Source organism: Pseudobacteroides cellulosolvens ATCC 35603 = DSM 2933 (assembly GCF_001262605.1).
Taxonomy (GTDB): Bacteria; Bacillota; Clostridia; order Acetivibrionales; family DSM-2933; genus Pseudobacteroides; species Pseudobacteroides cellulosolvens.
The window spans coordinates 2,643,599-2,667,062 of the sequence record NZ_LGTC01000001.1 but is presented as its reverse complement, the minus strand read 5'-3'; the positions used below and the strand labels follow the sequence as shown (position 1 = coordinate 2,667,062).

Here is a 23,464-nt window from a genome sequence, read left to right as displayed (position 1 = left end):
TTTTCCTAAATATTAAAATTTTTAGAAGGAGAGTTAATATGGTTAAAAGAGCTTTAATAAGCGTATCTGATAAGACTGGAATCGTAGATTTTGCTAAAGAGCTTCAAGGTATGGGAGTGGAAATAATATCAACGGGCGGAACCTATAAAACCTTAAATGATGCTGGAATCAAAGTAATTAATATATCTGATATCACAGGCTTTCCCGAGTGCCTTGACGGTAGAGTTAAAACCCTGCACCCAAAAGTTCACGGCGGACTTCTTGCAATGAGAAGTAATCCAGATCACATGAAACAAATAGCAGAATTGGGTATAGAGCCTATTGACATGGTTATAATAAATTTATATCCATTTAAGCAGACAATTCTCAAAGAAAATGTTGAACTTCATGATGCGATTGAGAACATAGACATAGGTGGTCCCACAATGCTTCGTGCGGCAGCAAAGAATTACCAGGATGTTTCTGTAATAGTTGACCCTTCTGATTACATAAAAGTAATAGAAGAATTGAAATCATCAAAGGATGTATCATTAAAGACAAAGTTTAAACTTGCCTATAAGGTTTTTGAACATACATGCCACTATGATACTCTTATAGCAAAATATTTAAGAGAAAAGATTGGCGAGGACAATTTCCCTGAAACAATGACTCTTACATTTGAAAAGGTTCAGGATATGAGGTATGGTGAAAATCCTCACCAAAAAGCAGTTTTCTATAAGGAAGTAGGGGCAAATAAGGGTTGTATAACATCTGCAAAGCAACTTCACGGCAAGGAGCTTTCGTATAACAATATCAACGATGCCAATGGTGCACTTGAGCTTTTAAAAGAATTCAGTGAGCCTACTGTTGTTGCAGTAAAGCACGCCAACCCATGCGGAGTAGCAAGCAGCGACGATATATATGATGCATATGTAAAGGCTTATGAAGCAGATCCTGTATCAATATTTGGCGGTATTATAGCTGCAAATAGGGAGATTGACATTAAGACAGCAGAAGAAATAAATAAAATATTTGTTGAAATAATAATTGCACCTTCATTTACTGATGAAGCGATGGCAGTTCTTTCAAAGAAGAAAAACATTAGAATTATGCAATTGGAAAACATTGGGGCACCTGTTCCGGAAGGAAGCTATGACATGAAAAAGGTAGCAGGAGGACTTCTGGTTCAAAATGTGAATCGTGAATGTGTCAATAAAGAGGAAATAAAGTTTGTCACTGAGAAAAGACCGGATGAAAAGCAAATTGAGGAACTTCTGTTTGCGATGAAAGTTGTAAAGCACACTAAATCCAATGGTATAGTCGTGGCGAAGGGTAAGCAGACATTAGGCGTAGGACCTGGCCAGACAAACAGGATTATGGCAGCTAAGATAGCAATTGAGTACGGCGGAGAAAGAACAAAAGGTGCAGTTCTTGCATCAGATGCATTCTTCCCATTCCCCGATTGTGTTGAAGCAGCTGCAGCAGCTGGAATTAAGGCAATAATTCAACCGGGCGGATCAATGAATGATCAAGCTTCCATCGATGAATGTAATAAACATGGAATTGCTATGATTTTTACCGGTATGAGACACTTTAAGCATTAAGCAAGGAATGAAGAATGTTTGGGGAATTGTTTTCCCAAAAAGGGAGGATAACAATGAAAGTTCTGGTTGTAGGTAGTGGCGGACGTGAACATACGATTATATGGAAAATAGCACAGAGTCCATTGGTTAGTAAATTGTATTGTGCCCCTGGAAATGGCGGTATATCTACGCTAGCTGAGTGTGTACCCATAAAAGCCATGGATATAGACGGAATTGTTAAATTTTCGAAAGAAAACATGATTGACTTGGTAGTTGTTGCACCGGATGATCCATTAGCTGCCGGAATGGTTGATGAATTGGAAAAAGCCGGCATAAGGGCCTTCGGACCATATAAAAATGCTGCAATTATTGAGGGAAGTAAGGCATTTGCAAAGGATTTAATGAAAAAATATTCAATTCCAACAGCAAAATATGAGACATTTGATAATTACGAGAATGCTGTGGAGTATTTGAAGCATCAGGAATATCCTTTAGTAATTAAAGCTGACGGGCTGGCACTGGGAAAAGGAGTTATAATAGCTCAGGACTTGGACCAGGCTTTAGAAGCTGTAAACAGCATGATGAATGACAAGGTTTTTGGAAATGCTGGAAACAAAGTTGTAATTGAGGAATTTCTTGTTGGGCCTGAAGTTTCTATTTTGGCATTTACCGATGGAAAGACAATAAAGCCTATGGTTAGTTCTCAGGATCATAAAAGGGCATATGACAATGACGAGGGACCTAATACGGGTGGAATGGGCACATTTGCACCTAGTAAGATATATACTTCTGAGATAGCTCATTTTTGTATGGAAAAAGTAATGAAGCCTACAATTGACGCAATGAATAAGGAAAATAGAAAATTCAAAGGAGTTATTTATTTTGGTTTTATAATAACCAAGGATGGTCCTAAGGTTCTCGAGTACAATGCCAGGTTTGGTGATCCTGAAACACAGGTTGTTCTTCCTCAATTAGAGAGTGACTTGGTTGAAATATTCAATGCAGTAATTGATGAGAAATTAAGTGATATCGATATTAAGTGGAGCAATGGTGCCGCAGTTTGCGTTGTTATGGCATCAGGCGGTTATCCAGGCAAATATGACACTGGTTTTGAAATATCAGGGCTTGCCGATGCAGAACATGATTCCAATACAGTAGTATTCCATGCGGGTACTAAACATGAAAATGGAAGATTCTATACTGCAGGTGGAAGGGTATTGGGCGTTACGGTACTTGAGCCTACCATGGAACAAGCTATAGAAAAAGCCTACCAGGCTGTTGAGAAAATTAAGTTTACAGGTGCACATTTTAGAAAAGATATCGGGATAAAATATTAACAATTCCTGACTATTTTAAGATTAAGGCAAGGGATATGAAAAGTCCTTGCCTTTAATTTATTTATGTCTATATTAACAAATGGAAAGATCAATTGATTTTAATAGATTTGCATCAGACAAATGTAGTAGATTTATCAATTTTAATATAGAAAATAATGGTGTAATATAGGTATCTGGCAAGTTATATCATGAAGGATATTTTCAGTGCCATGTAGAATTAAGGAGAGTACAAAATTTAATTGGAGTTGATGTTTATGAAGAAAGCTTATATATGCCTGGACATAGGTGGAACAAAGGTCTTAGGTGCAGTTTTTGATGAAAACTTGAAGATAGTTTGCACAGTTAAGAAGAAAACAAAGGCAGAAGAGGGTCAGGAGAAGATAGAGGAAAGAATTACTGGTATTGTTGAGGAGCTTATTATAAAGTCACAAATGAACCGGGAAAGCCTTGCTGCAATTGGTGCTGGTGCACCTGGGATAATAAATGAAGGTACGGGAGAAATCATTTTTACCCCTAATATTCCCTGGAGAAACTATAATATTAAAAAAGTAATTGAAGGAAGGTTTAATGTTCCTTTTCATATAGGGAATGATGTAAAAATGGGGGTTCTTGGTGAGTGGAAATATGGTGCTGGTAAAGGTAAGGAGAATATAGTAGGTATATTTGTAGGAACCGGAATAGGCGGTGGTGTTATAATAAACAATAAGCTTTATGCAGGTGCAAAACATTCAGGAACTGAAGTGGGTCACATGATTATAAATACAGAAGGACCTTATTGCAACTGCGGCCAAAGAGGATGTCTTGAAGCTTATGCCAGCAAGATTGCCATAACCAGGGAAATTAGATCACAAATGCTAAGGGGAAGAAAAACTATTTTAAAGGAATTGATGGGCGAAGATACAACTATTATAAAAAGCAAAGTTCTAAAAAGGGCTATAGATGAGAAGGATGAACTTGCATTAGAGGTAGTTGATAAGGCTGTCTATTATCTTGCAGCCGGAGCAGGTTCTTTGATAAATATATTCAATCCCAACATGCTTATACTTGGCGGCGGGGTATTTGAAGCCCTGGGTAGTTATATGCTTCCGGCATTACAGGAGAAGATTAAAAGATTCTCCATGCCTGCAGTATTGGAAGGAACTGAAATTGTCCAGTCAAAGCTTGGGGATGACTCAATTTTGTACGGCTCATTGGCTCTTATTATGGAGAAATGGGGCAAGTAATCTGACTTTAGGCATGATTGAAATATTACTTCCAGTTTTGAGCGTGTGTTCACGAGTTAAGTTAACTTAGAAAGCGAAATTATGCGGGAAGTTATATTTTCAGCATGCCTTTATAATTTAAATCAGCTTCTAAATTAAAAGTGTTAATGATCCTAATTATAAAAATCATTTTCCTTTATAATTAGGATTATTTATGCTATAATATATGGAGCAAAATTTTGGAGAACAACTATGCCAGGATATATTAAGATTGGAATTTCAGGTGGGACTTTTGATCCTATACATTATGGACATCTTATAGTAGCAGAAAATATAAGAAATACAATTGGGCTGGATAAGGTTATATTTGTGCCAACGGGAATGCCGCCTCATAAAAAACATAAGAATGTCACATCCCCTATAGACCGGCTTAATATGGTTAAAAAGGCTGTCTATACAAATCCCCACTTTGAGGTTTCGAGTGTAGAGGTGGAACGAGAAGGATACACTTATACAATAGATACAGTAAAACATTTTAAAAGGATTTACGGGGAAAAGGCACAACTGTATTTTATAACAGGTGCTGATGTGGTTAAAGAATTGACAACATGGAAAAACTTTGAGGAATTATTCACCATGTGCAAATTCATATCTGCCCTTAGACCTGATTATATTGATGAAAGTTTTTATAGTGAGATTGAACACCTAAAAAAACAATATAATGCGGACATTATAGTTGCAAATATTCCGATGGTTCAGATTTCATCAACAGATATAAGGAATAGAATTAAGGAGGGTAAATCCATAAAGTATTTACTGCCTGAGTGTGTTGAAGAATATATTTATAGAAACAATTTATATATAAAAAGCGATAGATAAATATAAAAAATAATTGCTTTTTATACAGGGAATAAAGATTTAAAATGTATAGAAGGGCAAATGTATATGACAATTGATGAAATAAAAAGCAAATTGGAGAAAACTCTTTCAAAAAAGAGATTCAAGCATTCGGTGGGAGTTATGGAAACAGCAGTGGAGCTTGCTTTGATTAATGATGTTGACAGGGATAAAGCTGCAATTTCCGGGCTGCTTCATGACTGTGCCAGAGAAGTAAAAGGAGCGGAAGCTTTTAAAGCCTGCGAAAAATATGGGATTTGTATAGATGAGATTTCCAGAATTCAGCCTTCGCTTCTGCATGGATCAATTGGTGCGGAGATTGCAAAAGAAGAGTATGGTATAAAGGATCCACATATCCTACAGGCAATAAAATACCATACAACTGGACGAGCTGATATGGACATGCTTGAAAAAATTATATTTATTGCAGATTATATTGAGCCCGGCAGAAACTTTCAAGGTGTTGAAGAGGCTAGAAAGGAAGCCTTTAAGAACATTGACAGGGTGATGCTGATGGCTCTTGATAAAACAATATCACATATAATCGAAAAAAAGGGACTTATACATGTTGATGCCATAAATGCAAGGAATTTTATTCTAAGCCATGCAATTAAATGTGAGTAACCTTTTAATTTATATTAAAAGTGATTAATCTTTTACATTTGCCTGTCGCAAATTCCGCTAAAACCGTTCGTTATTTGCTCTGCCAAATGTAAGATCATTAACACTTTTAATTTAGAAAATATTAAATTGCAGGAATTATGGAGCTTAAGGAGATGGTTTAAAGTGTCAAAGTCAAATAAGAAGCATATATTGGACCATTTTGAACATATTTTTCTCTTGTTCGGGTCCATAGTAATTATTGTTCTATCACTGGTTGTGGCAGTGAACTTCACTAAGGATTCGAGGATATTTGCAAAGGGAAAGCCTGCTGCACAACAAACAGTTGCGACTGCCCAAAAAAAGGAAGTTCCGACTCCTGTAGTTGAGGAACAGAAGACTGCTGAGAATACCAGTGAGCCAAAAGAAAAAAATAGTATAAGCTCAGACAGTGAAAAAAAGACATCGAGTATTAGGGTTGAAATAATAAACAGTACAGGCAAAAAAGGTGTGGGAACAAGTTTGGGCAATACTTTGAAAAATAGCGGACTTAAAGTAATATCCGTTAAATCGGGTAAATTTACCAGTAAGACAAAAGTGATTGAGAGAAACAATAATGGCTATGGTGATGATGTAATAAAGCTAATTAAGATAGGAAGATTGTCTAAGGAATCGATAAAAAATACCAAAGTGGATGTAACAATTATCTTAGGTGGCGATTATCTACCATAGACAAGGCATAAGTGAAATTTATAGCAGATGATATTTCTTAGCCATTCCTAAGGAAAAAATCGTTAACGTAAAATTATTATTGAAAAACATTTAGTTCACAAATAATATTATTAATAGTATAATTCATTTTAGGATTGTGAATAAAATTTGATAGTGAGAGGGATGAAGCTGTATTGGATTCAAAAGAAATGGTTGATAAAATCGTTGAGATTTTAGATAGCAAAAAAGCTAAAGATATTAATGTAATTAGTATTGAAAATATATCTATTTTGTCTGATTATTTTGTTATTTGTAACGGTACTTCCTCAACACATATTAAAACATTAGCTGACGAGTTGGAAGAAAAAATGGAAGAACTGGGTCAAAGGTGCATTCATAAGGAAGGATATAATAGTGCACGATGGATATTACTTGATTATGGTGATGTTGTTGTTCATATATTCCATGAAGAGGACAGAGGGTTTTATAATCTTGAAAGGCTGTGGGCCGATGGTGTTTTGTCATATAAAGTGTAATTTAGGTATGATTAAAAAATTACTTCCGCTTTTGAGCGGGTGTTGACGAGTTAAGTCAACACATGAGCGAAATTTATAGCGGAAGTTATTTTTTGATCGTGACTTATCATAAATTAAAGCTCATTATTACAATGGAGGTACCTCTATGCATTATAACTATAGAGAAATAGAAAAGAAATGGCAGGATTTATGGGAGAAAGAAAAAGTATTTAAGGTCTCCGATAATGATAAGGAAAAGTACTATGTGCTTGAGATGTTTCCATACCCGTCAGGAAATCTTCATATGGGTCATGTAAGAAACTATTCAATTGGTGATGTTGTTGCAAGGTATAAGAAAATGAACGGGTTTAATGTTCTTCATCCTATGGGATGGGATTCTTTTGGTTTGCCGGCTGAAAATGCTGCAATCAAGAGGGGAATACATCCAAATGACTGGACCTGGTCGAATATAGAAAATATGAGAAGGCAGCTTAAGGAACTTGGTATAAGCTACGATTGGGATAGGGAAGTTGCCACTTGCCATCCGGATTATTACAAATGGACGCAGTGGATGTTTTTGCAGCTTTATAAAAATGGACTGGCTTATAAGAAAAAGTCCTTTGTAAACTGGTGTCCATCATGTACAACAGTGCTTGCCAATGAGCAGGTTGTAAATGGAAAATGCGAGCGTTGTAAATCTGATGTTGGCAAGAAAGATCTTGAGCAGTGGTATTTTAAGATAACAAAATATGCACAGAGGCTTTTAGATGATATACAAATGCTTGATGGATGGCCTGACAAGGTTAAAACCATGCAGCAGAATTGGATTGGCAGGAGTGAAGGTGTTGAGGTAGATTTTAAGGTTGATGGTATGGATAAATCCGTCAGGGTTTACACAACAAGGCCTGACACTATTTATGGTGTTACTTATATGGTTATAGCACCGGAGCACTCTATTGTAAAAGAGCTTATAGCTGGAACAGAGCAGGAAAAGCAATGTAATGAATTTATTGAGAAGATGAAGTTTTTAAATGAAATTGCAAGAACTTCAAATGAAACTGAAAAAGAAGGGGTATTTACAGGAAGATATGTCATTAATCCATTAAATGGTGACAAAGTACCTTTATATCTTGCAAATTATGTTTTGGCCGAATACGGTACTGGTGTCGTTATGGCGGTTCCTACTCATGACCAGAGGGACTTTGAGTTTTCTAAAAAATATAATCTTCCGTTAAAAGTGGTTATTCAGCCGGATGGTGTTACCCTTAACACTTCTGAAATGAAATGTGCCTTTGAGGAAGTAGGATTTTTAGTAAATTCAGATAAGTTTAACGGAATAAAAAGTGACCAAGCTATAGGTAAAATAATTGATTATATTGAAGAAAAGGGATTTGGCGAGAGAAAAATTAATTTCAGGCTCAGAGACTGGCTGATATCAAGGCAGAGATACTGGGGAGCCCCAATTCCTGTTATATATTGTGATGACTGTGGAACAGTTCCTGTTCCTGAGGAGGAATTACCAGTAATACTTCCTACAGATGTAAAGTTTACTGGTGTTGGTGAATCGCCGCTGGCTGGCAGCCAATCCTTTGTTGCTGCAAAGTGTCCGAAATGCGGAAAAGTGGGCAGAAGAGAAGTCGATACAATGGATACCTTCGTGTGTTCTTCATGGTATTACTTAAGATACACAGATCCGTGCAACAGTAAAGAGCCTTTCGGCAAAAAGAGCACAGATTACTGGATGCCAGTAGATCAGTATATTGGTGGAGTAGAGCATGCTATTTTGCATCTTCTGTATTCTCGATTCTTTATGAAGGCACTGCATGACATGGGATATGTATCCCAGGAAGAACCATTCAAAAACCTCCTTACCCAGGGTATGGTTCTTAAGGATGGCATTAAAATGTCAAAATCCGTAGGTAATGTCGTCAGCCCTGAGGAGATAATAGATAAATATGGTGCAGATACTGCAAGACTATTTATACTTTTTGCATCACCACCGGAAAAAGACTTGGAGTGGAGTGATCAGGGAGTTGAGGGCTGCTACAGATTCATTAACAGGGTCTGGAGGATCATTGATGAGTTTTTGCCGCTTATCAAGAATGCAGGAGAAATTGATAAATCATCATTAACTGAACAGGATAAGGAAATACGCTATGTTATAAACTATACAATTAAAAAAGTAACTGATGATATAGGTGAGAGGTTTAATTTTAATACAGCTATAAGTGCAGTAATGGAGCTTATCAACGCCCTTTATGCATACAAGGAAAAGGTTAAGGACGAGGATAAAAATAAGGCTGTGTTAAAAGAGGCGGTTGATAGTTTGGTAATTATGCTGGCACCGTTTATTCCTCATGCAACTGAAGAGCTTTGGAGCCTTATGGGAAGAAGCGGTAGTGTTCATAACCAGCAGTGGCCTAAGTATGATACAGAGGCTTTGGTTAAGGATCAGATTGAGATAGTGGTACAGATTAATGGAAAAGTTAGGGATAAGCTTGTTGTTCCTTCAAAATTAAATCAAAAAGAATTAGAGGAAATTGCTCTAAGTAATGATAAGACTAAAGAGCTAATCGATGGTAAAGCGGTTGTGAAGGTTATTGCAGTACCTGGCAGACTGGTTAACATTGTTGTTAAATAAAAATGTAATAAATTTATCAACTTTACTAAAATAAAAAGATATGCATTTGGTATTAGATGTATATCTTTTTTTATGTCTGAGAAATTATGTAACTTTTTTATATTGCTTTTAGTTATAAAATGTGTCATAATATAAAATAATGTAAAATTGGCAGATATAAGCAGATATAAGTTACAATCTTGTATAAATTAAGAATATTAAGTCAAATCCATAAAAAAATAACAAAAATAATCTGTTGTTTTATTATAAGTATGTTATAATATGTTAGTAGAAAGAGTTCCTGTAATAAGTATCGAATAAAAAGTATTTTGTATTTGGAAGTATATGGAGTTATGAGTCAAAAAAATTTTTATTTTCCTAAATTAAAGAAGAAAAATATTAACCGCTATTGTGAAATACGTTCAATTGCATCATTTGTACCTGAAACAGCAATTAGTACCGATGAAATAATAAAAAATTACGGTCTAGCATTCAAAAGCCCTGCCATTATTAAGTCCGTTGGCGTTGATAAAAGGCATGTTGCAGATGAAATTTTTGAGGATAGCGATTTATTATGCCATGCTGCACAAAAATGTCTTAATCGATGTAGTTTTGAACCGGATTGTCTGTCAAGAATCTTTGTAAATAAGTATATCGGTGACAATATCCTTCCGATGACAGCAAGCAATTTGAAAAAAAAGCTTGGGAATAGAAAGGCGATTCAGGCATTTGACATCGATGGAGGTATATCTTCGTTTCTGATAGCCTTTGATCTAATATCTAAGTACATAAACACTGGAGACGAGCATATTCTTTTAGCTTCAGGGGGGATTGTTAACAGGATGGTCAGCAAGACTGATCCAAGAGTAGCATTCCTGTTTGGTGATGCCTCTACTGCGGTTTTATTCAGTCATTCCAGTGAAAAACATATTTTAGCCAGCTACTTTTATTCCAATTGCGAATTTTATGAGCTATCTTATGCTATAAGCCCTCTAACTATAGCAGATATGGGGCTTAATACTGATTTGCCCGCTTTGTATGATACTTATAGAATGGATAACTGGAAAAAGGCTGAAGAATTTTATAGGCAGGCATCTATTGCGGTTTCAAATAGCTTGCTCGAAGAAAGCGGCCTTTCATTAAAAGAAATTGATATGGTTTTAGTTACTGAAAATAATCGCAGGATATGGGAGATAACATTAGAGACCCTTGGTCTTAGTGAAGATAAGAGCATATCACTTATAAAGGATTATGGAAATACAATGTCCGCCATGCTTCCTTTACAGCTTGATTTTGGCTTTAGTCAAGGCAAGATTGAAAAGGGTATGACTATTATGATGATTTCACATGGTGAAGGAATAAGTGGAGGCGGCATTATATATAGAGTATAGAATTAGGGGGAAAAAAATGAATTACGATGAAGTATATCAAAAGACAAAAGAGTTGATAGTTGAATATCTAAGGGTAGATGAAAAGGAGGTGGAGCCTCATACAAATCTGGTTGATGAGCTATGTGCAGATTCCATAGCGATAGTAGAGCTGGGATTCAGATTTTCAGAGACATTCTCTATTCCTATGATTGAAGGTGACCCGGAGTTATATGTTATGAAGAATCTTGTAGATTCTATTTATGCCAAGATTCAAAACAAATAAATACATCATAAGTGGAGGAGAAAAGTGCAGAATTTTATATTTCCAGATATAGAGCCGCTTAAAATCAGCAGATACTCAAGAATTTTGTCAACTGGAGTAGCTCTTCCTAGAAATGTAGTTACTAATCAGAATATCATTGATAGGTATAATATAATTGCTACAGACAGGGCTGTTGAATACGCACTGGGGATTAAGGAGAGAAGATGGACGGGTCTTGATGAAAAGGTTGAAGATCTGATGGAGGAGGCAATCAACCAATGTCTTGAAAGGGCAAATGTTGATATTGACAGTATCGATAGGATTGTTTTTACAAAATTGGCTGGTGATTATCATGTACCGGCCACTTCTATTGGTGCGTTAAGAAAGTTAGGTACAAAAAAAGGAATACCTGCCTTTGATATTTTTGCTGCCTGCAGCGGCTTCGTACATGCAATGGATTTAGCCATCAGGTATATAGCCTCAGGTGATGACTATGTTCTTATACTTGGGGGCAGTGCTATGGGAAAATGCTGTCATTATTGGAATATGCCTGATCCCAAAACAGTATTCTTATTTGGTGATGCAATTGCAGCAATGCTTGTTGGGTATTCCGATGTACAACATTTTTTTTCATCATATATAATTACAAACCATTTTTTATATGATAATGCTCTTATCAGGTATGGGACCAGCTACAAAAATAATGGTGAAAATGTTGACTCAAGTATTTTCTTTATGAAGATTGCTGATGGCAACACAGTGTTTCAAAGTTCGGCACAGTATGCAAAAGTTATATCGGACAAGCTTTTGTCAGATTATGGCGGGTCAATTGATGATATAGATCATTTTGTGACGTCAGATCAATCTACTAGAATATGGGAGGCACAGCTAAAAGAAATCGGGTTTCCAAAAGAGAAAAGTACAAGTTTATTTTATAAACACGGTAATACCGTAGCCGCCATGAGTCCACTAAATCTAAACCATCTTATAGAATCAGGCCGTTTAAAGCGGGGTGACGTAGTTATGATGCAGGCACACGGAGCTGGTGCAAGCAGTGGTGGAATGATTTTTAAATATTAAGTTTAATGATGGGGGGAATTTTGTGAATTATTGTGATTTGCTTTTTAATACCGACACGAAAAGTTTTGATCTTGAGGCATTAATAGATGCTGAAAATGGCAGCAGGCTTACATACGGAGAACTTATAAACGAAGTAAGGAAGACTGCTGAGTATTTAAGAAACAAGGGATACAAGCCGGGAACAGTTGTATCAACCCACCTTTACAACAGTATTGATGCAGCAGTTATTTTATTAGCCATACAATATATTGGTGGTGTCGTGTGCCTTGTTGACCCATTATACAAAGCAGGGGAATTAATTTACTATTTGCAGGATTCCGGCTCTAAATGTCTTATTACATATCTGGAAGAAAAGGATATACAAGCCGAATTGAAGGATGGAAATGAGATAGATGCGGATATTATAAATATTGAAGCATATCATAAGGAATTGGCGGACATCACTTGCGGCAGCGATAACGAAGGTTGCTACAATTATGAGGAAAATGAGCTGGCCATGTTATTGTATACCTCTGGAACATCATCTAAACCAAAGGGTGTAATGCTTACAACAGGATGCTTTTATACGTTTGTTGATAAAAGTAACAGTTCAATGTACACATATATTCCGGAGGATCGCATATTATGCTTTGTACCATTTTCACATGGGTTTGGATCCTTGTCCATTTTAATACCGGCATTATGTGGTAAAGCAGCCATTGTTTTTTTAAGAGCGTTTCAACCTGTAAAAATATCGAAAACTATTATAAGTGAAAATATAACACATATATTTGGAGTGCCTACCCACTATCAGCAGCTTCTAAGATACGAATCGATATATGATTCCCTGAGGAAGCTCAAGGCTGCCTTTTCAGCGGCTGCACCACTAAGCTATGAAACAGCATTGGCATGGTATAAAGCTACAGGAATATATCTGGATGAAGGATATGGGATGACTGAGACAACGACTCTTATAGCTACTAGAATGTCTATGCTTCCTGAACCTACAGGCAATGTGGGATTCCCTCCGAAGGGAATTCTTGAGGTTGAAGCTGTTGATGAAGATAGCAATGTTTGTGAGGATGGAATAATAGGTGAACTGCGAGTGTCAGGCAGAGGTATAATGCTTGGATACCTGAATAAGCCAATGGAAACACAAGAAAGGCTTCGCGACGGAAAGGTTTATACAGGGGATTATGGCTATAGAAGAAGTGACGGTTCATTTGTTCTATGCGGCAGAAAGACTGAATTTATCAATGTAGCAGGTTTGAAGATATCTCCTCTTGAAATAGAAGCTGTATTGAACTCACACAAGGACGTTGTTGATTCTGCTGCTGTTGGTATAGAAGATGAAATATACGGACAGATCGTAAAAGCTTTTGTTGTTCTTAAGGATAATGCACCATGTAATGAGAGGGACTTGATAAAGTACATATCAGGTAAAATTGCCAACTTTAAAGTACCTAAATACATATCTGTTTTGGAAGAGTTTCCACGGAATAACCTTGGTAAAATTGATAAAAACGCGTTAAAAAGTTTTTGATAAGTTGAAGGGATTTAGAATGTAAAGATGAATGAAACTAGCTCTAAATTTGTTGACTCTTTTGCTGTTGAAAAATTAATAAATGAAAAGCTTTTAAAAGTTAGTCACTCTCCATTGAATTCGTTATTTAAAAACAGCAATATTTCTTTTGAGGATCTTGACCATCTGTCTTTTGATAAATCAAAAGCAGAGAAACTGGTTAATAGAGATGGTATAACCAGTTTTTGTATGCCTTCTTATTGTAAGTCAAATCATTATGTGGAGAATGACAAGGTTTACGTTTATTATTTTCCTGCGGAAAATCCAAAAAGCAATATACTGCTATTGCACGGCTTATTTGATGATAATATGGCAAATTACATGTACCTTATTAAACAGCTTAATATTTTTAATGTTAATGTATTTATTATGCTGCTGCCATATCACTTTGAAAGAAAGCCCTACCAAAGCAGCTTTAGCGGTGAATATTTTTTTAGTGCTGATATTTACAGATTATGTAATGCCATATCACAATCCATGTTTGATATTGAGGCTTCTTTGAGCTTTATAAAAGCTTTTAATGGGTTGGAAACAACATTAACTGGCTTTAGTATGGGGGGATGTATGGCATTTAAATACTATATACTAAAGAGACAAACCGTTAAAACCTTTTTATTTAATCCTGTAACAGAACTTTCAAGGTTGGTGTTGGACAACCCTTTACTTATTACTATTGGGAGGGATATTTTAAACAGTGGATTTGATATGGGTAAATATACAAGAATGCTTGAGGAATTAGATCCCTGTGAAAATATTGATTATCAAATAGATAATAGTATGATTTCTGTTGCATATTCCATCTATGACCAAATTATTTCTGAGAACAAGTATAAAACATTTATTAGAAAAACCGGCATAAGGAATGTGTCTGTCTACTCGGCAGGACACTTAAACGTTCTAAGGGTTCCAAGGCTGGCTACAGATATTATAGACTTTTATAATAATTTATAATTTTAATTAATTTTTCTAAATTAAAAATGCTATTAGGTGATTCCTAAAAAATAACTGGTCAACTGGAGATTTCAAAAATACTGATTTTACTACTCTTCAAAATTTAAAATTGACCAAAGAAATTTTTGAAAGCTCCTTAATTGTTGTGTTGGGGGATTAATAGCTTTTAATGTATGGAATGAGATTGGAGGACAAAATGAGTAAATACTACTATCCTGAGGATAGAGTTGCAATTATAGCAATGGGAGGACTGCTACCTGATGCAAATAAAATTGAAACCTTATGGCAAAATATATTAGATAAAAAGATTTCGATAAGGGAAATACCAGAAAGGTTTTACAACAAAAATATATATTATAAGCCAGAGTTTTTTGGTAAAAGTAATAAATTCAACAAGACTTATACGAATATCGCGGCTGTTCCTGACGTTTTAGATAATACAGCACTATGCAGAAAGTATAAAATACCTCCTGCGGTAGCAGAGTATATGGATCCTAATCAGCATGCCACTGTGTATTGCGTTGATCAGGTCATACAGGAGATAAAGAGCAATATCACAAAGGAAAGAACGGCAGTAATTCTTAACACAAGTGCACCAGGGCACAATTTTGAAAACGTCGTCAGAAGAACTTTCCTGCAAAGGGTGGAGAGTGAATTTTTAAATCACCCCGGATTAAAGTCAAATCCAATGTTACACCAAATTGAAGGTGTATTTAATGAGATGCAGGAAAAGCTGCTAGAAGGCAACTTAAATATCACAGAGGACAGCACTACAGGATATTTGCAAAATTTGACGGCTGGCAGAATATCAAATATATTTGATTTTCAGGGGCCATCGTTTACTGTAGATTCTGCATGTGCATCTGCATTAACAGCCATAGCCATAAGTGTATCAGGACTTTTGAATCACGAATATGACCTTGCTTTAACAGGAGGAGTAGAGGTTACATTAACTGAGGTAGGTCTTGTAGCATTTTCAGCAATTAATGCTTTGTCTCCTGATGGATCATATCCTTTTGATTCCCGTGCCAATGGCTTTGTAATGGGCTTAGGAGGCGGTATAATAGCGTTAAAGAGGCTTTCTGATGCCATAAGAGATGGGGATCAAATATATTCTGTTATATCGGGATACGGACAAGGAAGCGACGGAAAAGGCAAATATATCGCGGCACCAAGTGCTGATGGGCAGGTCAGGGTTATTAAAAATGCTGTAAAAATGGCTGGTTACTCTGCTGAAACTATTGAAATGATTGAAGCTCATGGAACAGGGACAAGTGTTGGCGATGTTTCTGAAATAACGGCTTTAAAAAATGCATTTAGTGATTTTGGGGTAAGTAGAAAAAACTATTGTGGTGTTGGATCAATTAAATCAAACATCGGACATTTGAGAAATGCTGCCGGTGTTGCAGGGGTTATAAAAGCCTCTATGGCACTATACAATAAGTTTTTACCTCCTACTGCAAATGTAAGAGAAGTTAATCCAAACCTTAAAATAGAGGACTCTCCATTTTATATATTAACTGAGGGCATGAACTGGAATGAACAGGTTTCGCATCCTAGAAGGGCTAACGTAAGCTCATTTGGATTTGGTGGTGCTGATTATCATTTTTGCCTGGAAGAATTCAGGGGGGAGTTTGTTAATAAATCATACTCTTTCAATGATAAAGTTTGTGAAAAGAGTGACAATGTCCGTAATGATAGTTGTGAATGTCAAAAAGAAGCCCTACTTTTATCGGGTAATACATTCTATGAAGTAAAAGAGTCCTTTGAGAGGTTTTTAAGCTTTGGAGAATCGGAAACTGATTTTGGAAAGGCTGCTTACAGCAACAATGTAAAAGCAGCAGCTAAAATGAAGATACGTGTTGCTATCTGTGCAAGCACCTATGATGAACTTAAGGAAAAATGGAGCATGGTTTGCCAGCAGATGGATGGCAATAAAAAAATGGATGACGGATTGCTCTTGGCAAAGGGAATTTTTATCGGAATCGAAGAGCCTGTGGCATCGGATACAATAGCATTTATGTTCCCGGGGCAGGCTTCCCAATATCCAAACATGCTCAAGGAATTGTATGAAAGCTATCCAATTGTAAAGTCTTTTTATACTCAGGTGGATAACATTTGGAGAGCTAATTATGGTTATTCATTAATGCCTTTGATTTTTGGTGATGATGAGGATCAGATTTTTAATCAGTTAAGAAATACAAAAAATACACATCCTGCAATTTTTCTCAGCAACATGGCTGTATACAAGCTTTTAACTGAAGCAGGCGTCAAAGCAGACTATATGATAGGACACAGCCTCGGAGAAGTTACATCCTTCTATGCAGGAGAAATTCTTGATCTTAAATCAGCTGTATATATGGTTGGAGAGAGGGGTTATTGCTTCGATGAAATAGATCAGGACAAAAGAGGCCAAATGCTTAGTGTGAAGGCAAACAAAAGTGATGTTGCTGCGATAATTAAAGAAAATGGGTTACATGTAAGAATTGCAAATATGAATTCTCATGTGCAAACTATTGTGGGTGGAGCAGCCTCTGAAATTGAAAGCTTTATGAAGCTTTTAGCCCAAAGTAAAATTACATATACTTTGCTGAATGTGTCCCATGCTTTTCATACTGAGCTTATAAAAGAGGCCGCTGAGGATTTTTATAATAAAATCAAGGATTTAAAATTCAATAAACCTAAATCCAAAATAATGGCTTGCCACCTTAAGGAATTTTACAGTGATATTGAAGATAAGCTTCAAGATATGGCAGGATTACTTAAAGATCAAATTACATCACCTGTTAATTTCATTGATTCCATTGAGAAGCTCTATGATGAAGGTGTCAGAGTATTTATAGAAGCAGGTCCGTCTAACGTGCTGACAAACCTTGCCAAGAATATTCTGGATAATAAAGATGTAAAAGTGATACCTGTTAACTTTAAAGGTAAGAATTCTTCAGAATCTTTCAAGCAGGCTTTAGCTGCACTTTTTGCAATTGGTGTTGATGTATCCATGGTGCCAACTGAAAATATGTTTAAAACAAGTGAGAGCATATGCAGGCCTAAAGAATATGCATGTGAAACCAATAGCAATTTATTAAGAAGTGTAGATAGTATTACTTCTATTACAAACAATATATTGTCAAATAATGATAGTATTTTATATAGCGGTGTATCGGTAGGACTGCCAGGCACATTTAAAAAGGCATTTTCAGATGATAATTTTGATCTGCTGTTTGAAGGGACAAACTTCATTGAAAAGCTTACCGATGAAGAGCAAAACAGCATATTAGATTTAAATGTTACAAGATTATTAAAGACTGAAGAAGTGACAGAATTTAAAAAGATATCATCAATAAATGAAATCATTAAGTTTGCGGGAAAGTTCGGTCAAATGGATATGATTGAGGATTACCTCATGGATGAAAAAATGCTAAAGCAAACCAGCCTTGCTGTATGTGCCGGAGTTGCAGCTGGTTATGAAGCATTAAAAGATGCAGGTATTCCTCTTGTTAGAGAATATATCAAGACGGCATCAGGTTCATTGCTGCCTGGAAGGCTTGTTTTACCTGAAGAGATGAGGGATAACACAGCCATAATATATGCAAATGGACTTTTCCCGTTAGACAATGTTATAACCCAAGTGTCAAAGTATACTGCAAGCAAATTTGGATCAGAACCCAAAATGGATATTATTAATTTCTATAGTTCTGTAATTTCAAAAATTAGCGACTATAGCTCCAGGAAGTTGCTTACAGACTGGTTTAATGCACATTATTCAAGGCTTGTAGGGAAATATACAGAGCAGGACATATATGAATTTAACTACAACTTTATGACTATTTTGTCTTCACAGGCAAATAACAGGTTTGCACAGCTTATAGGTGCTACTGGGCCTAACTTATATGTAAATACAGCGTGTTCTTCAACAGCAAGCTCTGTATCAATAGCTGAGGATATGCTTAGGACCGGGCGTGCTGGAAGAGCCATTGTAATTGGTGCGGATATTTCAAGTACTGAAGCAGTGCTTCCATGGATCGGTGCAGCATTTTTAAGTATTGGCGTTCTTTCTGATTCCCATGATCTTTTTGAGGCTGCTGTACCTTTTGATGACAGGAGAAATGGAATGATCCTTGGTTCAGGTGCTGTAGGTCTTGTAATCGAGAAGGAAACTGATATTGAAAAAAGGGGTATGAAGGGCATATGCAGGATACTTGGTACTCACATGTTTAACTCAGCAGGACATAATTCTAAAGTCGATACAAAAAGACATTGTATAGAGCTTGATAGATTCCTTTTAAAAATGGAAAGTGAGCATGGTATAAATAGAGCAGATATTGCTTCAAAAACTGTGTACTGTTCTCATGAAACATATTCGCCTAAGAATGGTGGATGTGGGCAAATGGAGAAAAGGTCTCTTGAATATGCCTTTGGAGAAAAGTTTAAGGATATAAAAGTAATAAATACTAAAGGCATGACAGGGCATACAATGGGTGCTTCCCTTGAAGAAGCCATATCTGCCAAGGCACTGCAATACCAGAATATACCTCCTATATCAAATTACAAGGTGGAAGACCCTGATCTTTCAGGGCTTAATTTGTCAAAGGGCGGTTCGTACAGATTTCAATATGTATTAAGAGGAGTTTCTGCCTTTGGAGGTAATGGAAACTACCACTTGCTGCAAAAGGTCTCTGATGGCGATGACAGGGTGTTTGATAAAACTATTTACGAAAATTGGATAAAACGCATAGCAGACTCCAATGATGCCAAGCTCAGCTCCCATGGAAGGATTTTGGTGGCTGAAGCAGCAAATGCTAATTATGTAAGCAAAAAGGAAGATTTAAATTCTAAAAGCATAAATATGCTTGGAATTAAGGAAGAAGGGTATCATGACTCATTCCTTGAGAGCAGTTACCGGAAATCTTTACAAAAAAGTGTAAATAATTTAGAAGAAAGTAACGGTTCAATCGATAACGATACTTTAGTCGAGCACCACGGCTGTGTGGAAGAAGAGGTTTTGAAAATTTATTCAGAGATAACAAAGTACCCTGTGGAAATGTTAGATACTGAAATGGAACTTGAAGCTGATTTGGGTATAGATACTGTAAAACAGGCAACTATTTTTTCAATGTTATCCGAGAGGTTTGGACTAAAATATGATGGCTCAATAGCACTATCTAATTATCCTACAATAGGGCACATTGTAAGGCTTATAAATAGTAAGACCGAAGGAGAAAATAAAAATGATAAAGTAGAAGGCAAAAACACGGTGGTATCTATTGATAGCGGTAGTGGAGATGCCATTTTGGATATAATATCTGAAATAACCATGTATCCGAAGGAAATGTTAGAAAGCGAAATGGAATTTGAAGCTGATTTAGGAATAGATACTATAAAGCAGGCAACAATCTTTTCTAGAGTTGGTGAGATGTTTAAAATTGACGATCCCAGTATACTAAATCCCTCAAGAATAAGGACAATAGGTTCAATTATTCAGCTCATAGAAAGCACTTTTGGTATAGAGAGCGAGAAACAGTCTGGTGTTAATGAAGAAAACAAAAAAAATTATGACCAGTTAGACAGGGAGGATGAAGAGCAACCAATTGCAGATAATCTTGAGAGGCAATTATGCATACAGGTACCTGAAGTTGTGGAAGAGAACATTAATTCTAAAGATTTTGAAATTCAAAAAAAAAATGTTCTGATAATCGGTGATAATGAAGATACTGTGCAAAAGGCGACTGTCTTTTTTGAAAAATATACTGATAACTTGCACTGCCTTAATTTTATGTATCCAATGGATACTGAAGATATAGAAAAAAAGGTTAAGGAATTGGCTTGGAAAAGTATTGAGGTTATTATCGACTTAACTCATATTGGGTTAAATGTGGATGTTTCAAATTTATCTGAGACTGACGAGGATAAATATCTTACATTAAGCAGTCAGATAAGATTCGCTTTCTACAAGAGTCTTTCAGAAGCCGTAAAGAAACCTGAAGTAAGGATAATTGCAGCTGTAGCCATGGATGGCAGCTTTGGATTTGCCAATAAGTCGGATGTTATACCTGATCCTTTCTACGGAGCTATCTGTGGGTTCTATAAAGGTCTTGGAAAGGAATGGACTGAATGTAAGGTTAAAGTCCTGGATATTGGAGGATTTGGGGAAAAAGTACTGGATAATGAGGCTTTAGCAAAAATCATAGATGAGATTGAAGCTTGCGGAAGTTCCCTCGAAACTGGTTATATCAATAATAAGAGGGTAGTTATAAAGCTTGATAATTTAGATAGGGCAGATCTTAAAAATGATTTGCAGATTAATGATGGGCACTTTTTAATTACAGGCGGAGGAAATGGAATAACGGCAGAGATTATAAGGAAGTTATCAAATGAAATGACTGGAAAGTTCACAATTATAGGAAGGACTTCGTTGCCTTCAGATATTGATAAAATTTCCAAACTTGATGCATCTTCTTTAGAGAAAAAGAAAATTGAGATCAGAGATGCTCTTTTGGAAAAAGGGATTAAGGCAACACCTTTAGAAGTTCAAAAGGAGTATAACAAAATATTAAAATCAATATCTGTTTATACTGTTATGAATGAACTGAAATCAAAGAATTGTTCTGTATTATATATTAACTGTGATGTTAGGGACGGTGACAAACTTAAAGCTGCTATAAAGAGTGCAGCTAATGTTCATGGACCAGTCAATGTAGTAATCCATGCTGCAGGCGTTGAAAAAAGCAATATGCTGGATAAAAAAACTGAAGAAGAATTTAACGAAGTTTTCTCAATTAAGACTAAGGGGCTATGCAATTTATACAGGTTTTTGGATAAGGAACAATTAAAGGTTATCATTGGTTTCTCTTCCATCTCAGGCAGATTTGGAAACGAAGCACAGTTGGATTATTGTTCTGCCAATAACTTTATTACAAGCTTCATGTCTATGGTTGGAAAAGAAAATAAAAAGGTACAAGCCTTAAGCATTGCATGGTCAGGCTGGAAAGATATCGGCATGGCATGGAGGAATGAGTTTGTAAAAACAAACTCGGAGGAACTGGGAATTCATCTTATAGAGCCTGATAGGGGAGCACATGAGTTTATTAACGTTCTTACAAGTCGAATAAATGCGGCTGAAGTTGTTATAAGCAGGGGATTAAGCAGCTTTAAAGACTTTACCGTCATTAAGGAAAGTACTTTTAAGACACCGTTTATTGATTGGATCACTAAAAAAGATAAAAAGGTTGATAAGGTATACAAAGTACTTTCAGTGAAAAGAGATCCGATAATCAAAAATCATTTATTAGGTGAAACACCGTTGATGCCAGCTGTAGGGTTTATGGAGATTTGTGCTGAGTTTCACAGTCTTTTACACGGAAGAAAGAATCAGTACTGCTTTAGAGACATTACACTTACCAATCCTCTGAAGCTGCATCGTGAGAATTCACAGGAAATAAGCATGATACCAAGGCAGCTGGGTGAAGAAGGCTCTTATAAGGCAACATTCTACAACTACTTCCAGCCCAAAAATATGGAAGGAAGATTTATTGAGCTTAACAGGATGGAAATATACAACTCCTCTGGCAGTTATGGGGACTTGGAGTACTTGAAGAATATAGAAGATGGGAATATGAAAGAGTTTACAGTAAGAGATCTTCTGGCAGGACAAGCAAATAGCATAAAGAATGGAATAGGCTTTGGGCCATTGTTTATGGATGATAATTGCAAAAAATTTAATAAGGCTAAATTTAATGATAACTCAATTGTCTATTCAATATTGTTATCAGAAGAGCAGATTACAAATAAGCAATACAACCTTGATAATTTGCTTATAAACCCGGTTTTTATGGATTCTCTCATGCAGGCTTGCGGTATCCACTCGGCTGAATCCAGCGGTAGGGTTCACTTGCCTTGGAAGATTCAAGAGTTTGGGGTAGTCAATGTTCCAAGGACACTTGGAAGCTACAGGGTTTATGGAAAACTATTAAATGAAAATGATGACATGAAGACATATGATGTTATTATGTATAATGAGAATGATGATGTCAATTATTATGCAAAGGGAGTAATAGTGAGGCGGATTAATTCATGATAGGGTTAATAAACAGAGAAGAAAATAGAACTGAAGAATCAATAAATGAATGGCTTCTGCAGCTTTCGGAAAGCTTTGGCTTCAATTTTGATATAATAAATATGTCAGATCTGGAGAAAAGTCGAGTCCTTGTTTCAAGCGGTATTTATGAGATACTGTCGGATGCTGAAATAGCACACCTGAAAAAAATAAAGCTTGAAAAGAACAGACTGCAATGGATTGCCGGAAGATATGCTGTCAAAAATGCATTCAGGAAGCATATGCACTTAAGAGCAAAAAGGGATTTTGGAACAATTGATGTATTAAAAGGGGCAGACTCTGCCCCTTACATTCTGCAATACCAATCTTGTACAGCCTCTATTACTCATTCCTATCCATATTGTGTTGGAGTAGTTGCTGATAAGAGAATAGGGGTGGATATTGAAAATATATTCATGCCTGATAAATCTCTTATTAAGTACTTTTATACTGATAATGAAAAACATGTACTTAAAAATTGCATCCATAAAGACGAGTATTCATGGATGGCGATGGCTTACTGGACAAGAAAGGAAGCTATTTCCAAACTCTTCAGGCTTGGAATGAATATGGATTTTTCTAAGCTGGATACAACCTATGATTACTATTATAAAAACGATATGTCAATAAGGCTTAAATCCTTTCGTTGTAGGGATTTTTGCATATCAATTGCTGTAGAGTTAAGTAATGTTTAATAAAATACT

At 36.1% G+C, this 23,464-nt stretch carries 15 protein-coding genes; all 15 read left to right on the top strand.

Translation table 11 applies throughout. From position 1 onward, the window contains the following. Positions 1-38 precede the first annotated feature (38 nt). The 15 genes from purH (at position 39) to Bccel_RS10655 (ending at position 23,455) form a co-directional block, all read left to right on the top strand. Positions 39-1,583, top strand: coding sequence for a bifunctional phosphoribosylaminoimidazolecarboxamide formyltransferase/IMP cyclohydrolase (purH, locus tag Bccel_RS10725; protein ID WP_036947336.1), 1,545 nt, complete (start codon positions 39-41; stop codon positions 1,581-1,583). Between the two features lie 53 nt (positions 1,584-1,636). Further along, a complete protein-coding gene (gene purD / locus Bccel_RS10720) occupies positions 1,637-2,899 on the top strand; it encodes a phosphoribosylamine--glycine ligase (protein WP_036947332.1) in 1,263 nt (420 codons plus the stop codon). Positions 2,900-3,153: 254 nt separating this feature from the next. Beyond that, a complete protein-coding gene (locus Bccel_RS10715) occupies positions 3,154-4,122 on the top strand; it encodes an ROK family protein (protein WP_036947330.1) in 969 nt (322 codons plus the stop codon). Positions 4,123-4,353: 231 nt separating this feature from the next. Further along, on the top strand, positions 4,354-4,980 hold the full coding sequence (nadD, locus tag Bccel_RS10710; RefSeq protein ID WP_036947328.1) for a nicotinate-nucleotide adenylyltransferase: 627 nt from the start codon (positions 4,354-4,356) through the stop codon (positions 4,978-4,980). 66 nt (positions 4,981-5,046) lie between these two features. After that, on the top strand, positions 5,047-5,622 hold the full coding sequence (gene yqeK, locus Bccel_RS10705; RefSeq protein ID WP_036947326.1) for a bis(5'-nucleosyl)-tetraphosphatase (symmetrical) YqeK: 576 nt from the start codon (positions 5,047-5,049) through the stop codon (positions 5,620-5,622). Between the two features lie 162 nt (positions 5,623-5,784). Continuing rightward, positions 5,785-6,330 carry a LytR C-terminal domain-containing protein gene (locus Bccel_RS10700; RefSeq protein WP_036947324.1) on the top strand — a complete coding sequence of 182 codons (546 nt, stop codon included), beginning with the start codon at positions 5,785-5,787 and terminating at the stop codon, positions 6,328-6,330. Positions 6,331-6,503: 173 nt separating this feature from the next. Further along, positions 6,504-6,845, top strand: a complete 342-nt coding sequence (rsfS, locus tag Bccel_RS10695) for a ribosome silencing factor (RefSeq protein WP_036947321.1) — start codon at positions 6,504-6,506, stop codon at positions 6,843-6,845. Positions 6,846-6,990: 145 nt separating this feature from the next. Beyond that, entirely contained in the window at positions 6,991-9,465 is a 2,475-nt protein-coding gene (gene leuS / locus Bccel_RS10690) for a leucine--tRNA ligase (protein ID WP_036947320.1), read from the top strand. A 332-nt stretch (positions 9,466-9,797) separates the two neighbouring features. Continuing rightward, complete coding sequence (locus Bccel_RS10685) at positions 9,798-10,835, top strand: 3-oxoacyl-ACP synthase III family protein (protein ID WP_036947318.1); 1,038 nt, start codon at positions 9,798-9,800, stop codon at positions 10,833-10,835. 16 nt (positions 10,836-10,851) lie between these two features. After that, the gene (locus Bccel_RS10680) at positions 10,852-11,097 is read left to right on the top strand and encodes an acyl carrier protein (RefSeq protein WP_036947317.1); all 246 of its coding nucleotides are present in this window, start codon (positions 10,852-10,854) and stop codon (positions 11,095-11,097) included. Positions 11,098-11,121: 24 nt separating this feature from the next. Next, positions 11,122-12,156 (top strand): ketoacyl-ACP synthase III, encoded by a 1,035-nt coding sequence (locus Bccel_RS10675; protein WP_036947315.1) that lies wholly within the window; start codon positions 11,122-11,124, stop codon positions 12,154-12,156. Between the two features lie 22 nt (positions 12,157-12,178). After that, on the top strand, positions 12,179-13,678 hold the full coding sequence (locus Bccel_RS10670) for a class I adenylate-forming enzyme family protein (protein ID WP_036947313.1): 1,500 nt from the start codon (positions 12,179-12,181) through the stop codon (positions 13,676-13,678). 27 nt (positions 13,679-13,705) lie between these two features. Beyond that, positions 13,706-14,668 carry an alpha/beta fold hydrolase gene (locus tag Bccel_RS10665; RefSeq protein WP_036947311.1) on the top strand — a complete coding sequence of 321 codons (963 nt, stop codon included), beginning with the start codon at positions 13,706-13,708 and terminating at the stop codon, positions 14,666-14,668. A 196-nt stretch (positions 14,669-14,864) separates the two neighbouring features. Continuing rightward, the gene (locus tag Bccel_RS10660) at positions 14,865-22,742 is read left to right on the top strand and encodes a type I polyketide synthase (protein WP_036947309.1); all 7,878 of its coding nucleotides are present in this window, start codon (positions 14,865-14,867) and stop codon (positions 22,740-22,742) included. Beyond that, positions 22,739-23,455 (top strand): 4'-phosphopantetheinyl transferase family protein, encoded by a 717-nt coding sequence (locus Bccel_RS10655; protein WP_036947307.1) that lies wholly within the window; start codon positions 22,739-22,741, stop codon positions 23,453-23,455. Before Bccel_RS10660 ends, Bccel_RS10655 begins: the two co-directional genes overlap by 4 nt. Positions 23,456-23,464 lie beyond the last annotated feature (9 nt).

What these genes read in the sequence shown, in the direction of transcription:
- purH (WP_036947336.1), top strand. Translation starts at nt 39, where the DNA reads ATGGTTAAAAGAGCTTTAATAAGCGTATCTGATAAGACTGGAATCGTA.
- purD (WP_036947332.1), top strand. Translation starts at nt 1,637, where the DNA reads ATGAAAGTTCTGGTTGTAGGTAGTGGCGGACGTGAACATACGATTATA.
- Bccel_RS10715 (WP_036947330.1), top strand. Translation starts at nt 3,154, where the DNA reads ATGAAGAAAGCTTATATATGCCTGGACATAGGTGGAACAAAGGTCTTA.
- nadD (WP_036947328.1), top strand. Translation starts at nt 4,354, where the DNA reads ATGCCAGGATATATTAAGATTGGAATTTCAGGTGGGACTTTTGATCCT.
- yqeK (WP_036947326.1), top strand. Translation starts at nt 5,047, where the DNA reads ATGACAATTGATGAAATAAAAAGCAAATTGGAGAAAACTCTTTCAAAA.
- leuS (WP_036947320.1), top strand. Translation starts at nt 6,991, where the DNA reads ATGCATTATAACTATAGAGAAATAGAAAAGAAATGGCAGGATTTATGG.
- Bccel_RS10685 (WP_036947318.1), top strand. Translation starts at nt 9,798, where the DNA reads ATGAGTCAAAAAAATTTTTATTTTCCTAAATTAAAGAAGAAAAATATT.
- Bccel_RS10680 (WP_036947317.1), top strand. Translation starts at nt 10,852, where the DNA reads ATGAATTACGATGAAGTATATCAAAAGACAAAAGAGTTGATAGTTGAA.
- Bccel_RS10665 (WP_036947311.1), top strand. Translation starts at nt 13,706, where the DNA reads ATGAATGAAACTAGCTCTAAATTTGTTGACTCTTTTGCTGTTGAAAAA.
- Bccel_RS10660 (WP_036947309.1), top strand. Translation starts at nt 14,865, where the DNA reads ATGAGTAAATACTACTATCCTGAGGATAGAGTTGCAATTATAGCAATG.
- Bccel_RS10655 (WP_036947307.1), top strand. Translation starts at nt 22,739, where the DNA reads ATGATAGGGTTAATAAACAGAGAAGAAAATAGAACTGAAGAATCAATA.